Below are 12,950 nucleotides of genomic sequence, written 5' to 3' on the forward strand. Positions count from 1 at the left end.
TTGTACATCACTCGCAGCAGGAGTTTCCGGCTTGTACAGGCAGGCAGGGGACGGTGCCGTAGGAGCAATAGACGCAGCAATCGCCCGGTTTCGGCTTCAGCAGCGTCCGGCAGGCGCTGCATTCGTAGAACCACTGGCAGGCGTCGGTGGGCATCTGCCCGACCTGCGCGTGGCCGCATTCGGGGCAGGTGAGGGTGCTTTGGAGTTGGGGTTCGTTCATGGGATTAGCGGGTGTGTGAGGCGGGTACTTTGATGGTAGCTGGGCAGAGGTGGTGAGGCCAGAGGTGTGGGATCGCGTTGGGTCAGCGGGATCGTCGTGTGCGCCGCGGGATGTAGCGCGATCTGGGCGAACCGAGAAGGCAGATACGGTGGGAGAGATGGACGCTCAGATCTGGGCGCCCGGCCCGGAGCCAAGGCACGCAGTGCCGCCGGGCAGCGGTCGCCAGTGTTGCGCCATTGGTTCGAGTACCAATGGCGACACCGCCCCTATGGGCGGCGCTATTATGGCGTGGGCGGTGTGGTTTGGGTTCGGGTGCGGTGGCACCATGAGGGGGAGACCGTTGAGAGCAGGAGCGCTTACCAGCAGTCGAGCGCTGCCCTGTGTTCGGGCTTGTGGTCGTAGTTTCTTTTGGGTTGGACAGTTGCTGGGAGGTTTGTGTTTGAAATCCCGCGAATGCTGACCAAAGTCGGGAGTGAGCCCAAGAGTGACGGTCAGTTGTCTAGCACCGCGCCGTGATCTTCTGTACCATCGTGATTCCGATATTAGTTTCGAAGGTCAATCTGTTGAGCACCATTTACGACTATATCGATGAGATGAGAGCCAGGCCCGGAATGTTCACGCAAGACAAATCCTTAGGCCCTCTAGAAACTCTTCTTTATGGGTACTGTGCCTGCCTTCAGTCAAATGAAATCAAAGAGTATTACGAAGGTCGCCAGTTTCACCCGCGCGAGTTTTCCGCATGGCTGTTTGATGAGATGGGTTGGTTTGGGGCGCTTGGCTTCGCCTCAGCAATTGAAAGCAATACTTCCAGTCCGGAAAGAGCCTTCCTTACTTTCTTCAAATTGGTCGAGCGTTTTCGACAAAGCGAAGCTTAGCCTGAGAGCTGAGGGATACAAATCCGTGGAACGGCAGCAAAGTCCGCTCTGTCGTCGTTGCCACCTCATGACCCGCCAGGAAGCCCGGCCAAATCCGTCAGATGACCGGTGTGAGTCCAGAGTGACATGCCTTAGCCGTCGATCTCCATTGCAATGCTCTCGATAAACTCGCGCTGTTCTGCGGTGTCCGGAACCTCGACACCACGTGCACAGCTAACGAGTTGGATTGCCGCACTTGGTGATCCAACGAATTTGGAAAGTGCACAGCACACCAGCATTCCGGATCGACCAATCCCCGCCCGGCAATGAATAGCAACGCTTTTATTCTGCGATAGGTGTGATCTTACTAAGGCAACGAGTTCTGTGAAGTTCTTCTTGTCTGGCAACCCCCTGTCGGGGATAGGAAAGTTCAAGAATTCCATATTGTTGCTCAAACAAACGCGACCTTCATCTTGCAAGGACAGTTCGGTCGCTTCAGTGTCTTCCAACATCGAAATCACCACGTCTACTCCCATCGAATGATAGTGATGCACGTCATCTTCTAACCATTCGCCCGATGGCTTGGGCATAATGAACAACTGCCCAGGGTATTCGGCTGAAATGGGATACATCGAAGGTTTCATCGAGGACTTTCACTGTTGCGAACGGAGCGCTCGAAGCATTTTGAGATGGTGGTCTGAGAAAGTAAAACTAATCGCTTGAATGGCGGCAAAGTCCCGCGAGCGGACCAAGCAGTCATTCAGGCTTCTTGAGCTGCCAGATTTGCTCGACCGGGTAGCTCTTAGCCCAGTCTGCGGGAATTTCCGCGCGCGTTCCCGATGCCCATTCTGGTGCGTAGAGTTCGCTGTATTTTATGATGTCGAATCCGATTTCCGTGAACAGGTCCATCCAGGCCGAGATCGTCAGGTTGAAACATACTCCCGTCGGTTCGTATTCGACTTCTGTCCAATCGGCGCCCCACATGCCTCGGTATGGACGATGCATCGTCCATTCAGCAGGCGACCCATCGAGGGGCGAGCAGATCAGGGATAGCGGGTGATTTCCGAGGAACGCCAGTCGCCCGCCCGGGCGCAGCAATCGCCAGGCCTCTGGCAGCCATTTGTCTGGCGGACACCAGATCGATGCACCATATTCCGATATCGCGAAGTCGAACGAGGCATCCGGCAAGCCTGTCGCTTCGGCGTTGCCCTCGATGAACGTGATATCTGCACCATGCTCTGCGGCCAGGTCACGTGCGGTGGCCAATTGTTCGGCGGAAACGTCGATTGCCGTGACCTTCGCCCCACGCCGAAACATCCAGCCCGACACGTATCCTGTTCCGCAGCCGAGTTCGATCCCATTCATGCCCGACATGTCCGGGGGCAGCAGGTTCAGGCCCTCGTCGGAATTTCCCCAGGTTCCCCATTCCGGAGTATCGAGGCTCCAAAGACGTTTGCCTGCGGTAACCCAGTTGACTGCGTCGGCATTCCAGACATCTCGATTGATCGACAGGTAATCACGTGTCATTGCCCACACTCCCGCTGCGAGTGAGTTAATCTGTAGCACAGGTATCTTTCCGGCAAACATCGCGAATGCTCGAACATGTCGGTCCGCCCCGGGTCAATTGGGTTCGAGGCTGCCATCTGGCGGCTTCGCCCTGTCGGTTCCTGCGCCGGTGTGCGCCCGAGATCGGTGATGGGCGGACTGTCCGGACATTCGCAGCGCTTGTATGAATGTCGGTTTTTCACCGCCTCGGCAAAAGCTTGCGATCTTCAGGGCGTTGGCGTGTGACACACCGCTTCAATGTTATGTCCGTCGGGATCAAGGACGAAGGCGGCGTAGTAGTCCGGGTGATAGTGCGGGCGGAGACCTGGCGGTCCGTTGTCTGTTCCGCCCGCACGGATTGCCGCCGCGTGAAATGCATCTACGTCCGCCCGGCTCTTTGCCTGCAAGGCGATGTGCATCAACCCGGTGGTGGCCCGTTCTTCGGCCAGCCAAAACCATGGGCGATCGTCGCCGTAGCTGGTCACCCTCACCCCGTCGGAATGCTCTTCGGGCACATCGAACAAGCGGCGGACACCCAGAGGGGCAAGGGCCTGATCGTAGAAGGCCGTAGAGCGAGCGAAATCGGTGACACCAAAACTGATATGGTCGATCATCTCCCATCCTCCGCTGGAAAGAATGCTTCTTGGTGTCCTGCAAGACGATAAACGATGCAAAAGCTGACACCTACGTCCATCGACCGCAATGCGAAATTTCCGAAAGCCGGCATTTATGCGAAGCGCAGCATCAGGCAGTTGGGGCTCCGGAGCTGACTTCGGACTGTCCGGAAACAAGTGAATGCCCCCGGCCAGTTTGGAGAGCAAGGCCCGCACCAACGGCCCGGGATGCCTCTCAGGGCAGCTTGAAATTGCGAATTTTGTTGAGTGCCGCCTTTACCGCATCCTTGTGCGCCGCAAATCGCTCGATGCCCGGATACTCGGCGGTAAGCGCTTCTATCTTTGCGAGAATTTGGTCGATCTTCGACTGAATGACCTTCACACGCGCAGGGTCGCGAAAGGCTCCGGCGTCGAACTCAGCGACCAGTTTTTCGGACGAGGCTTGAAGTGCGAATACCTTTTTCCACATCGCCTCGCTCCCCTTCATGGTGGTCAGGAGGCCGCTCTCTTCTGACTTGCAGGTGTTCCCAAAGGTGGCAGCGGCGGTTCCGGCGCTCTGGATAGACTTCTGGATCAGCTTTGACTGTTTGCGGTCATGATCACGGTATTTGATGAGCTCTTTCGGGGACAGCCAGTCGGGAATTTTGAGATCCGGTTTCTTCCCGCCCTTGAGCTCGAACTCGATGGCGGCCCAGGTGTCGGTGCCGACCTTGCCGTCGGGCTTGAGCGGGGGCTTGAGCCGTTTCTGGAACTTCTTGACCTCGCCATCGGTGAGCGGGCCGAAGATGCCGTCGACTTCCAACTCGGGCCGGGCGCCGAGCTTGTTGAGCTTGGTCTGGAGCGTTTCGACGGCAGAACCGGTGGAGCCGCGAACGAGAGTGGGCTGTGCCATTGGATTTGTTCCTTACCTTTCGAGTAAGGTCTGTCAGCGGGGAGAGTAGCGTCTTGCTCCTTCGTTTTCCAAATGATTTCGGCTGCGTGCCCCGGTTGAGCGACCGCTCGCTGGGTCGAACTCACTCTGGGTTCGGCGGCGCCTGCGGGATTTCGAGCGCAAACTTCCCCGCCACGTGGCCTACTAAGCGAACCTGGTGCGGTAGGTGGAGGCGGCGGGCTCATCCGGATCACGTGGCCTTCAGGCGGCCTCGCGGCGTTGCGGTCGTTGTATTGGAAACTGGATTGCTCTCGCCCGCAGTGTTCCGCCGCGACCCGCCTATCGTGCCAGGTTCAAGCGGAAGCGCATCTTGGTGCGTTGGGCGGCGGGGAGGTGGCGGTTGAGGTGTTTGTTGACGCGGCCGAACACCCATACGATCACCAGTGTCAGCAGGATGAAATAGAAGGCCAGGATCGGGTAGGGGATGAACGGATTGAAGGTTTTGTCCGCGAAATAGTTCGCATAGTAGAGCGCGTCGCCCTTTTGCCGCCAGGCCGGGAAGCCCGAGAAATAGACCAGCGTGGTGGCGTGGAACAGGAAAATCGCCTCGTTGGTATAGGCGGGCCATGCGAGCCGCAGCATGGTGGGCCAGACGATCCGCCGGAACCGGGGCCAGCCGGACATGCCGTAGGCGTCCGCCGCCTCGACATCGCCCTTGGGGACCGAGCGCAGGGCGCCGTAGAAGATCTCGCCCGTATAGGCCGCCGTGTTCAAAAACAGCACGATCAGCGCGCCGAGCCACGCGGCGGTGAAGGGGTCGAAGACCGGGTGCACGTTCTTGAGGTTCAGGAACAGGAAATAGGCGAAGAAGAACTGGATGAAGAGGGGCGAGCCCCGGAACAGGAAGATGAACCACTCGGCCGGTTTGCGCAGCATCCGGTTGGGCGAGGCCTTGCCCAGGGCCACCGCCGTGGCCAGCAGGAAACCGGTGGTCAGTGCGACGAGGCCGAAATAGACGTTCCAGATCATGCCCGAGCCGATCAGAGTGAAGTGCTCGCACAGGGTATAGTCGTCACGGGGCAGCAGGCGTTCGCCGATGCCGATGGCGCGCAGGCCGTAGTCCTGGATGGTCTGCAGACAGCTCATGCCGCGGCCTTTCTTTGCGCTTCGCCGCCGGTGGTGGCCTGTCCGTGCGAGAGGCGCTGCATCAGCCGTTCGAGCCCGATCTCGGAGACCTTGGTCATGGCGAGGTAGAAGACCAGCAGGAACAGGAAGTACCACATGCGCCAGTCGCCATGGGGGTAGCTGGTGAATTGCGAGGTCTTGGTGCCGCCCAGTTCGCGGGCCCAATAGACGATATCCTCGATCCCCAAGAGGAACAGCAGCGGGGTGGCCTTGATCAGCACCATCCAGAGGTTGGAGAGGCCGGGCAGGGCGTAGACCCACATCTGCGGCACGAGGATGCGCCAGAAGGTCTGGCGGCGGGTCATGCCATAGGCCTCGGCGGTTTCCAGTTGCGCGTGCGGGACGGCGCGCATGCCGCCGAACAGCACATTGGCGGCGAAGGCGCCGAAGACGATCGAGAAGGTGATCACCGCGAGGAAGAAGCCGTAGGTTTCATGCATCCATTCCGGCGCGGTGCCCAGCGGCAGTTTGGCTTGGGCGCAGACGATGAAGTCAGATCCCTGCCGGATCGGGTCGGTCCATTCCGGGCACAGCACCTTGTGGCGGGTCCATTCCAGCGCCTGATCCAGCGCGATCACGAAGAACAGGAAGAACGCGATGTCCGGGACGCCCCGGACGATGGCGATATAGCCCTTGCCCAGCCAGCTGAGCGGCGGGAAATGCGAGCGGGCCGCCATGGCGCCGATGAACCCGAAGCCCAGCGCCACCGGGGCGGTGATGGCGAGCAGCAGCAGCACCTTCACGAAGGACAGATAGAACGACATGTGCACGCCGTTCGTGAGGTAGCACGAAAACCAGCGGAACGTGCTCAGCGTGTCGGGTTCGGCGCAGTAGGAAAACATGGGACGGCTTTCGCGAGGCGGCAGCGGCCCCGCGGGGCCGCTTTCGGACCGGACCCGGCGCCAATGGCAGCGGGTCCGGCACCCGTTGCTTAGTTGGTGACGACGGTGCCGTCTGTGCCGTAGGTCTGGGTCCCTTCGCCGAACCACTTCTTGAGCATGTCGTTCAGCGTGCCGTCCTCTTTCATCGAGGTGATGGCGGCATCGAACTTGCCGCGCAGTTCACCGTCGCTTTCACGCAGGCCCATGCCGACACCGCCGCCCAGCGGGACCGGATCGCCGATGAAGACCAGCGAGCCCGAGGATTCCGCAACCAGCGGCACCAGGTAGTCGCGGTCGGCCAGAACCGCGTCGGCCTCACCGTTGCGCACGGCGGCGATGGTTTCTTCCGGCGTGGCGAATTCGACCAGGGTTGCGCCGGACTCGGCCACGTGGCCGGCCTGGATGGTGCCGGTCTGCGCCGCGACGACACCGCCGGTTACGTCAACGCCCTCGGCAGCCGCGACATAGGCCGAGGCGGTGGGCGGGTAGTAGTCCTGGGTGAAGTCGATGACCTCATCGCGCTCGGCGGTGATCGACATGCCGGCGATGATGGTGTCGTAGTTGCCCGAAACCAGGTTCGGAATGATCGAATCCCAGTCGTTCTTGACCCATTCGCAGGTCAGGCCGGCGCGCTTGCACAGCTCGTCTCCCACTTCACGCTCGAACCCGTCGATCTCACCGGCATCGTTGATGAAGTTGTAAGGAGGGTAGGCGCCTTCGGTGCCCATGCGGACGGTTTCAGCCATGGCCATACCGGCGCTGAGCGCCAGTGCGGCAGTGGTCAGGATCAATTTTTTCATGTGTACTCCCCTGTTTCTTAGGTTGTGTTGTGAAGTTTTATGCCGCCTGGGTGGCGGAAAGAAAGCCCTGAAGGCGGGCGGATTCGGGCGCGGTGAAGATGTCCTCGGGCGAGCCCTCTTCCTCGATCAGCCCCTGATGCAGGAACACCACGTGGCTGGAGATGTCGGCGGCCATCTTCATGTCGTGGGTGACGATGATCATGGTGCGGCCCTCGGCGGCCAGATCCTTGATCACCCGGATCACTTCCTGTTCCAGTTCCGGGTCGAGCGCCGAGGTGGGTTCGTCGAACAGGAGCGCCTGCGGCTCCATGCAGAGGCCCCGCGCGATGGCGGCGCGCTGTTGCTGGCCGCCCGACAGCTGCGCCGGATAGACGTCGCATTTGTCGCCGATGCCGACCTTTTCCAGGTATTTGCGGGCGCTCTCCTCGACCTCGGCCCTGTCGCGGCCCAGCACGGTGACGGGCGCCTCCATCACGTTTTGCAGGATGGTCATATGGGCCCAAAGGTTGAACTGCTGGAACACCATCGACAGGTTGGTGCGGATGCGCAGCACCTGTTTGGCGTCCGCGGGGCGGCGGCCATGGCCATTGCCGGACCAGTGCACCGGTTCGCCCTTGAACAGGATTTCGCCTTGCTGGCTGTCCTCAAGCAGGTTGCAGCAGCGCAGAAGCGTGGATTTGCCCGATCCCGACGATCCGATCAGTGAGACGACGTCGCCCCGATGCGCGGTAATGTCGACCCCTTTGAGTACCTCAAGCTGTCCAAAGCTCTTGTGCAGGTTTTTGATCTCGATGACGGGTGCGGTCTCTGTCACGGGCTGTCCGGTGTTGTGAGTGTTATTGGTCCGGTACTAGGGCCGAATTTTCGGTGCAATGCAATGCGCAAAAAGGAAGTTCCGGGCAAGAATGGGGCGAATTGACCATAGGGAATGGTCAAAACGGCTATTTGGCAGCGCCCAGCGCGTCCGGTCCCGGAGGTGTCGGGACGGCCAGATAGACCTCGGCGGGGATCTCTGTCAGCCCGTGCAGATGCAGGGCCTCACGGTCCTGCGGCGTCAGATCGGCGATGGCGGCGCGGGTGGCGGCGGTGACGGCCTGCGCGTCGCGGGAATTGGCGGTGATATAGGGCAGGGTCGGGGTTGGCGTGGTCCGGGCGACCTCGCGCAGGGTCCGGCCCAGATCGGTATGGGTTTTCAGCAGCTCCCATGTCAGGGCGTCGAGCGATGCCAGATCGGCGCGGTCTTCTGCGACAGACTGTGCCGACAGCGCATGGCCGCCCGATTGCAGCAGCGCGCCGGGGGCCAGGCCCAGCCCGGTCAGATGGGTGATCGGCGCGGCCCAGCCGGATTGCGACAGCGCCTCATTATAGGCGAAGGTTCCCTGCGCCAGCGCTTCGAGCGGGCGGTCGTCCGTGGCGCGGGCCACGAAGACCGAACAGTAATGTCCGGGCGGGCAGCCGGGCAGGCCGTAATCGGGCGTGCCGACCAGTTGCACGGTGCCGTGCAGGCGGGTGCGGTAGGGCATGCCGCAGGTCTGCGCGAAAACCAGCGCAGGATCCTGCCAGACCTCCCAGAAGTCCCGATCGCGGGTCAGATGCGCGGGGCCGTCGCCCAGATGGGCTCGAATCAGCGCCCAGAACCGGTCATTGGCGGGTTGCAGCGCGGGCATGTCATACATGCCCAGCATCGCGGTCATGAGCGGGCGGCCTTTTGCCGGGCCAGCGCCGAGTCGCGGTCGTTCACGCCCAGCAGGTTGGCGACCAGACGCAGCAGCGCGTCCTCTTCCTGTGCGCGCTCGCCATCGGCCAGCACCACCGACCACAGCGCCTCGACCACGGCGCGGCGATCCTCGTAAGGCACTGCGTCCTTGATGGCGCGGGTGAAGCGGACGGTATCGGGGGCCTCGGCCTCGAGATCCTCGGCGCGGGCGCGCAGGGCGGCGGCCTCGAATGGGCCGAGCCCGTAGCGGGCGGCGGTGATCCGGTCGATCCGGGACATTTCGGTATCGGCGTAATCGTTGTCGGAGCGGGCGATGCGCACCAGCAGGGCGGTCAGCGCCAGCCGCGCGTCCTCATCGGCCAGCGGATCGGGGTCGGCCTGTGTCAGGCGAGAGAGAAAATCACGAAACATGGACGGGTTATAGGCCGGGATTACAGCTCGTCCAAGCGGGATTCCATCTTGTGTTCCACCCGCTCGCGCGAGGCCTTGCTGTCATTGTAGCTGAGCCCCATGGCGATGCGCGCCTCTTCGAGGATTTTCAGCTCGCCCTCCTTGGTCTCGCCATCGGCCAGCACCACCTCCCACAGGGCGTCCATGGCGGCGAGGCGTTCTTCGAGTCCCGTCGTCTCGCGGATCAGCTTGCCGAAGGTGTCGGTTTCGGGCGCGGCGGCGTGCAGTTTCTCGCAGGTTGCGCGCACTTTCGCGGCCTCGATGGCGTTGTGCTGATAGAGGCGGGCGAGGATCTTGTCGATCAGGCTGATTTCCTCGACCTGATAATCGCGGTCGGCCTGGGCCACGCGCACCATCAGCGCACCCAGGGCCAGCTCGGCATCCGGGTCGGGCAGGGTGGTGTGTTGCGGCGGGCGGAGGGCCTGAAAGAACTTTTTCAGCATGGGATGAGAATATGCCAGATTTAGTGGGCAGCCAAGCGGGAACTACCCGTCATAGCCCCTCATGATCACTAAGTCGCCGGTCGAGACCGGATCGCGCAGCGCTTTGGCCGCCTGATAGACGTCGCTGTCATAGCAGGCCAGAGCATCCTCGTAAGAGGGGAATTCGATCACGACGGTGCGGGCGCGGGCCGTGCCCTCGCGCAGCTCGCGCTCGCCGCCGCGGACCAGAAACCTGGCGCCGTATTCGGCGAAGGCGGCCCCGTTGGCGACGATGTAGTTCTTATAGGCGTCCATGTCGTCCACGTCGACATGGGCGACCCAGTATCCCTTGGCCATGGCCAGCGCTCCCTCACTGGTTGAGTAGCGCCCAGAGTGGCGTGGAATGGGCGCGGTGGCAAGCAGTTCCGGTGCGGGACGCGATCAGAGCGTCGAGGGCGGTTCGAACGTGATCGAGCCCAGCGCCTTGATCCGGGTCAGGAACATCGAGAAATGGTCGGCGGTGGTTTTCTGGATGTCATGGGCCAGAACCACGTTCGAGCTGCGATTGCGGATCTGGTCGATGCCATGCTGGATCCAGCCGTCGGGCTTGTAGCGCTTGTTCCAGTCCAGCGTGTCCACGTTCCACAGGATCAGCCGGTAGCCCAGCTCGCGCGCGGCCAGTTCCACATTGGCGTTCGAGGCGCCGTAGGGCGGGCGGAAGAGCGGGGATTTGCCCTCGTAGGGTTCGGTCAGCTTCTTGGCCCGGCTCAGCTCGCGCCGGATGCTGGTCAGCGACAGGCGGGTTAGGTCGGGATGGGTGTAGGTGTGGTTGGCGATGCCGTGGCCCTGATCGTGAATGGCCTTGATGATGTCAGGATGGGCCTTGGCGTTCTGGCCGATGACGAAGAAGGTCGCCTTGACCTTGTGGGCGGCCAGCGCCCGGAGGATCTTGGGCGTGCGCCGGGGGTGGGGGCCATCGTCGAGGGTGATCCAGACCCGCTTGGTGGCGACGGATTCGTAGTTCGGCTGAAGAAATGAGGGTTTTGGCATAATAAAAGTCCCGAAATTGAATATCCCGGGACTCTATCATCTTTTTGCCTTGCGCCCAAATCAGACCAGTCGCGAGGTTTCCTTGGCAGCGCGCACGAAGTCGCGGAACAGGGGGTGCGGCTCGAAGGGTTTGGATTTCAGTTCCGGGTGGTACTGGACGCCGATGAACCACGGGTGGTCCGACCATTCCACGATCTCGGGCAGGCGGCCGTCGGGGCTCATGCCTGAGAATTTCAGGCCCGCCTCTTCCAGCTTGTCGCGGTACTTGATGTCGACCTCATAGCGGTGGCGGTGGCGTTCCTCGATATTGGCGCCGCCATAGACCTCGGCCACCTTGGAGCCGTCGGCCAGCACCGCGTCATAGGCGCCCAGGCGCATGGTGCCGCCCTTGTCGTCATCGACGCCGCGCTGGACCTTGTAGTTGCCCTGCACCCATTCCTTGAGGTGATAGACCACCGGTTCGAACCGTTTCTTGCCGGCCTCGTGGTCAAACTCTTCGGACCCCGCCTCTTTGATGCCCGCCGCGTTGCGGGCGGCCTCGATCACCGCCATCTGCATGCCGAGGCAGATGCCCAGATAAGGCACTTTGTGCTCGCGCGCGTATTGCGCCGCCTTGATCTTGCCCTCGGTGCCGCGCTCGCCGAAGCCGCCGGGGACCAGGATGGCGTGGAAGCCTTCGAGATGCGGGGCGGCGTCTTCGGTATCGAAAATCTCGGCATCGACCCATTCGATGCTCACCTTCACCCGGTTGGCCATGCCGCCATGGGTCAGCGCCTCGGCGATGGATTTATAGGCATCTTCGAGCTGGGTGTATTTGCCGACGATGGCCACCTTCACCTCGCCCTCGGCATTGTGGATGCGGTCGCTAACGTCCTCCCATTTGGCGAGATCGGGCTTGGGGGCCGGGCTGATCTGGAAAGCATCCAGAACCGCCTGATCCAGACCTTCGCGGTGATAGGCCAGCGGAGCGTCGTAGATGGTCGAGAGGTCCTGCGCCGCGATCACCGAATCCGCGCGCACATTGCAGAAGAGGGCCAGTTTCTCGCGCTCCTTGGTGGGGATCGGCCCTTCGGAGCGGCAGACCAGAATGTCGGGGGCAAGGCCGATCGAGCGCAGCTCCTTGACCGAGTGCTGGGTCGGCTTGGTCTTCAGCTCGCCCGACGCCTTGATGTAAGGCAGCAGGGTGAGGTGCATGAAGATACACTGGCCGCGCGGCTTGTCCTGGCTGAACTGGCGGATGGCCTCGAAAAACGGCAGGCCCTCGATGTCGCCGACGGTGCCGCCGATTTCGCAGAGCATGAAATCGACCTCATCCTCGCCAATGGCGATGAAATCCTTGATCTCGTTGGTGACGTGCGGGATCACCTGAATGGTCTTGCCGAGGTAGTCTCCACGCCGTTCCTTTTCGAGCACGTTGGAATAGATCCGGCCCGAGCTGACCGAGTCGGTCTTGCGGGCGGCCACGCCGGTGAAGCGCTCGTAGTGCCCGAGGTCCAGATCGGTCTCGGCCCCGTCATCGGTCACGAACACTTCGCCATGCTCAAACGGTGACATGGTGCCCGGATCGACGTTCAGATAGGGGTCGAGCTTGCGCAGGCGGACCGAGTATCCCCGCGCCTGCAGCAGAGCGCCGAGCGCGGCCGAGGCCAGCCCTTTGCCCAAGGATGAAACCACACCACCAGTGATGAAGATAAAACGCGCCATGTTGTTCGGCTGCTCCCGTGAGACGTCATTATTCGGCTGCCCGGCGGCCTTGAAAAACCGCTGCATCACGGGACTTCACATATAGAGGATTCGCGCGAAAGGCGCAAGAGAACCGCAAGATGCTGTTGCCGTTCTCTTAAGAATTTCTAGGTTTTGTGGCTTAGTCCGCTTGGGGAATCAGCGGAGCGTTGTCGCCTTGGGCCGGAGGCAGCAGGTCGTCGGCGGCCGGAACCGCCGGTGCGCTCTGCTCGGTTTCGGCAGGCGCCGGAACGCCCAGACGGTCGATCACCGAGGTGCCTGCGGATTTCTGCGCCGCGATGATAGTCAGGGTGAGCGAGGTCACGATGAAGCAGATCGCCAGGATCCAGGTCAGTTTGCCCAGTGCGGTTGCCGCCGAGCGGCCCGACATGACGCCGCCACCGCCGCCACCCATGCCAAGCCCGCCGCCTTCGGACCGCTGCATCAGAACGACGGCGATCAGGCCAAGGGCCAGAAGAAGGTGAATGATGAGAACGACGTTTTCCATGGGGGTCCTGCGGAGCGTGGCGTGTATCGCGTGGTATCTATGCAAGTTTGGCCGGGGGGGCAAGGGAGGAGTTGGCATCAAACCCCGTGATCGGGGCGATCACGGCAAAGG

General features: G+C 61.7%; 17 protein-coding genes. 1 reads left to right on the plus strand and 16 read right to left on the minus strand.

Going from position 1 to position 12,950, the window contains the following annotated elements; translation table 11 throughout:
• Window positions 1–7: 7 nt before the first annotated feature.
• A complete protein-coding gene (locus AB3N21_RS03115; protein ID WP_367933826.1) occupies window positions 8–220 on the minus strand; it encodes a GDCCVxC domain-containing (seleno)protein in 213 nt (70 codons plus the stop codon).
• A gap of 563 nt (window positions 221–783) precedes the next feature.
• Between AB3N21_RS03115 and AB3N21_RS03120 the strand changes: the two genes are divergently transcribed.
• On the plus strand, window positions 784–1,095 hold the full coding sequence (locus tag AB3N21_RS03120; protein WP_367933827.1) for a hypothetical protein: 312 nt from the start codon (window positions 784–786) through the stop codon (window positions 1,093–1,095).
• A gap of 131 nt (window positions 1,096–1,226) precedes the next feature.
• On the opposite strand, the gene AB3N21_RS03125 is transcribed toward AB3N21_RS03120, so the two are convergent.
• The 15 genes from AB3N21_RS03125 to secG all read right to left on the minus strand — a co-directional run bounded on the left by AB3N21_RS03125 (window position 1,227) and on the right by secG (window position 12,839).
• A complete protein-coding gene (locus AB3N21_RS03125) occupies window positions 1,227–1,718 on the minus strand; it encodes a dual specificity protein phosphatase family protein (RefSeq protein WP_367933828.1) in 492 nt (163 codons plus the stop codon).
• Window positions 1,719–1,830: 112 nt separating this feature from the next.
• Window positions 1,831–2,601: a class I SAM-dependent methyltransferase gene (locus AB3N21_RS03130; protein WP_367933829.1), complete on the minus strand. Its 771-nt coding sequence runs from the start codon at window positions 2,599–2,601 to the stop codon at window positions 1,831–1,833.
• Window positions 2,602–2,846: 245 nt separating this feature from the next.
• Window positions 2,847–3,233, minus strand: a complete 387-nt coding sequence (locus tag AB3N21_RS03135; RefSeq protein ID WP_367933830.1) for a VOC family protein — start codon at window positions 3,231–3,233, stop codon at window positions 2,847–2,849.
• 235 nt (window positions 3,234–3,468) lie between these two features.
• On the minus strand, window positions 3,469–4,125 hold the full coding sequence (locus AB3N21_RS03140) for a peptidoglycan-binding protein (RefSeq protein ID WP_367933831.1): 657 nt from the start codon (window positions 4,123–4,125) through the stop codon (window positions 3,469–3,471).
• Between the two features lie 318 nt (window positions 4,126–4,443).
• On the minus strand, window positions 4,444–5,250 hold the full coding sequence (locus AB3N21_RS03145) for an ABC transporter permease (protein ID WP_367933832.1): 807 nt from the start codon (window positions 5,248–5,250) through the stop codon (window positions 4,444–4,446).
• Window positions 5,247–6,131 (minus strand): ABC transporter permease, encoded by an 885-nt coding sequence (locus AB3N21_RS03150; protein ID WP_367933833.1) that lies wholly within the window; start codon window positions 6,129–6,131, stop codon window positions 5,247–5,249. Before AB3N21_RS03150 ends, AB3N21_RS03145 begins: the two co-directional genes overlap by 4 nt.
• 89 nt (window positions 6,132–6,220) lie before the next feature.
• Complete coding sequence (locus AB3N21_RS03155; protein WP_367933834.1) at window positions 6,221–6,970, minus strand: transporter substrate-binding domain-containing protein; 750 nt, start codon at window positions 6,968–6,970, stop codon at window positions 6,221–6,223.
• Between the two features lie 37 nt (window positions 6,971–7,007).
• On the minus strand, window positions 7,008–7,784 hold the full coding sequence (locus tag AB3N21_RS03160) for an ABC transporter ATP-binding protein (protein ID WP_367933835.1): 777 nt from the start codon (window positions 7,782–7,784) through the stop codon (window positions 7,008–7,010).
• Window positions 7,785–7,911: 127 nt separating this feature from the next.
• On the minus strand, window positions 7,912–8,664 hold the full coding sequence (locus AB3N21_RS03165; RefSeq protein WP_367933836.1) for a phosphate/phosphite/phosphonate ABC transporter substrate-binding protein: 753 nt from the start codon (window positions 8,662–8,664) through the stop codon (window positions 7,912–7,914).
• The gene (locus tag AB3N21_RS03170) at window positions 8,661–9,098 is read right to left on the minus strand and encodes a TerB family tellurite resistance protein (RefSeq protein ID WP_171180060.1); all 438 of its coding nucleotides are present in this window, start codon (window positions 9,096–9,098) and stop codon (window positions 8,661–8,663) included. The genes AB3N21_RS03165 and AB3N21_RS03170 overlap by 4 nt, the downstream gene beginning before the upstream one ends.
• Before the next feature lie 20 nt (window positions 9,099–9,118).
• Window positions 9,119–9,580, minus strand: a complete 462-nt coding sequence (locus AB3N21_RS03175; RefSeq protein WP_171180058.1) for a TerB family tellurite resistance protein — start codon at window positions 9,578–9,580, stop codon at window positions 9,119–9,121.
• Between the two features lie 42 nt (window positions 9,581–9,622).
• Complete coding sequence (locus tag AB3N21_RS03180; protein WP_367933837.1) at window positions 9,623–9,916, minus strand: DUF1330 domain-containing protein; 294 nt, start codon at window positions 9,914–9,916, stop codon at window positions 9,623–9,625.
• Window positions 9,917–10,000: 84 nt separating this feature from the next.
• Complete coding sequence (locus AB3N21_RS03185; RefSeq protein ID WP_367933838.1) at window positions 10,001–10,609, minus strand: polysaccharide deacetylase family protein; 609 nt, start codon at window positions 10,607–10,609, stop codon at window positions 10,001–10,003.
• A 60-nt stretch (window positions 10,610–10,669) separates the two neighbouring features.
• The gene (locus AB3N21_RS03190) at window positions 10,670–12,313 is read right to left on the minus strand and encodes a CTP synthase (RefSeq protein WP_367933933.1); all 1,644 of its coding nucleotides are present in this window, start codon (window positions 12,311–12,313) and stop codon (window positions 10,670–10,672) included.
• 160 nt (window positions 12,314–12,473) lie between these two features.
• On the minus strand, window positions 12,474–12,839 hold the full coding sequence (secG, locus tag AB3N21_RS03195; protein ID WP_171180053.1) for a preprotein translocase subunit SecG: 366 nt from the start codon (window positions 12,837–12,839) through the stop codon (window positions 12,474–12,476).
• Window positions 12,840–12,950 lie beyond the last annotated feature (111 nt).

The organism is Ruegeria sp., from assembly GCF_040830605.1.
Classification (GTDB): Bacteria; Pseudomonadota; Alphaproteobacteria; order Rhodobacterales; family Rhodobacteraceae; genus Ruegeria.

Excerpts from the sequence above, each read along its gene's own strand:
- secG (WP_171180053.1), bottom strand. The coding sequence starts at position 12,839 with ATGGAAAACGTCGTTCTCATCATTCACCTTCTTCTGGCCCTTGGCCTG.
- AB3N21_RS03165 (WP_367933836.1), bottom strand. The coding sequence starts at position 8,664 with ATGACCGCGATGCTGGGCATGTATGACATGCCCGCGCTGCAACCCGCC.
- AB3N21_RS03135 (WP_367933830.1), bottom strand. The coding sequence starts at position 3,233 with ATGATCGACCATATCAGTTTTGGTGTCACCGATTTCGCTCGCTCTACG.
- AB3N21_RS03170 (WP_171180060.1), bottom strand. The coding sequence starts at position 9,098 with ATGTTTCGTGATTTTCTCTCTCGCCTGACACAGGCCGACCCCGATCCG.
- AB3N21_RS03130 (WP_367933829.1), bottom strand. The coding sequence starts at position 2,601 with ATGACACGTGATTACCTGTCGATCAATCGAGATGTCTGGAATGCCGAC.
- AB3N21_RS03155 (WP_367933834.1), bottom strand. The coding sequence starts at position 6,970 with ATGAAAAAATTGATCCTGACCACTGCCGCACTGGCGCTCAGCGCCGGT.
- AB3N21_RS03175 (WP_171180058.1), bottom strand. The coding sequence starts at position 9,580 with ATGCTGAAAAAGTTCTTTCAGGCCCTCCGCCCGCCGCAACACACCACC.
- AB3N21_RS03150 (WP_367933833.1), bottom strand. The coding sequence starts at position 6,131 with ATGTTTTCCTACTGCGCCGAACCCGACACGCTGAGCACGTTCCGCTGG.
- AB3N21_RS03190 (WP_367933933.1), bottom strand. The coding sequence starts at position 12,313 with ATGGCGCGTTTTATCTTCATCACTGGTGGTGTGGTTTCATCCTTGGGC.
- AB3N21_RS03180 (WP_367933837.1), bottom strand. The coding sequence starts at position 9,916 with ATGGCCAAGGGATACTGGGTCGCCCATGTCGACGTGGACGACATGGAC.
- AB3N21_RS03115 (WP_367933826.1), bottom strand. The coding sequence starts at position 220 with ATGAACGAACCCCAACTCCAAAGCACCCTCACCTGCCCCGAATGCGGC.
- AB3N21_RS03185 (WP_367933838.1), bottom strand. The coding sequence starts at position 10,609 with ATGCCAAAACCCTCATTTCTTCAGCCGAACTACGAATCCGTCGCCACC.
- AB3N21_RS03125 (WP_367933828.1), bottom strand. The coding sequence starts at position 1,718 with ATGAAACCTTCGATGTATCCCATTTCAGCCGAATACCCTGGGCAGTTG.
- AB3N21_RS03140 (WP_367933831.1), bottom strand. The coding sequence starts at position 4,125 with ATGGCACAGCCCACTCTCGTTCGCGGCTCCACCGGTTCTGCCGTCGAA.
- AB3N21_RS03145 (WP_367933832.1), bottom strand. The coding sequence starts at position 5,250 with ATGAGCTGTCTGCAGACCATCCAGGACTACGGCCTGCGCGCCATCGGC.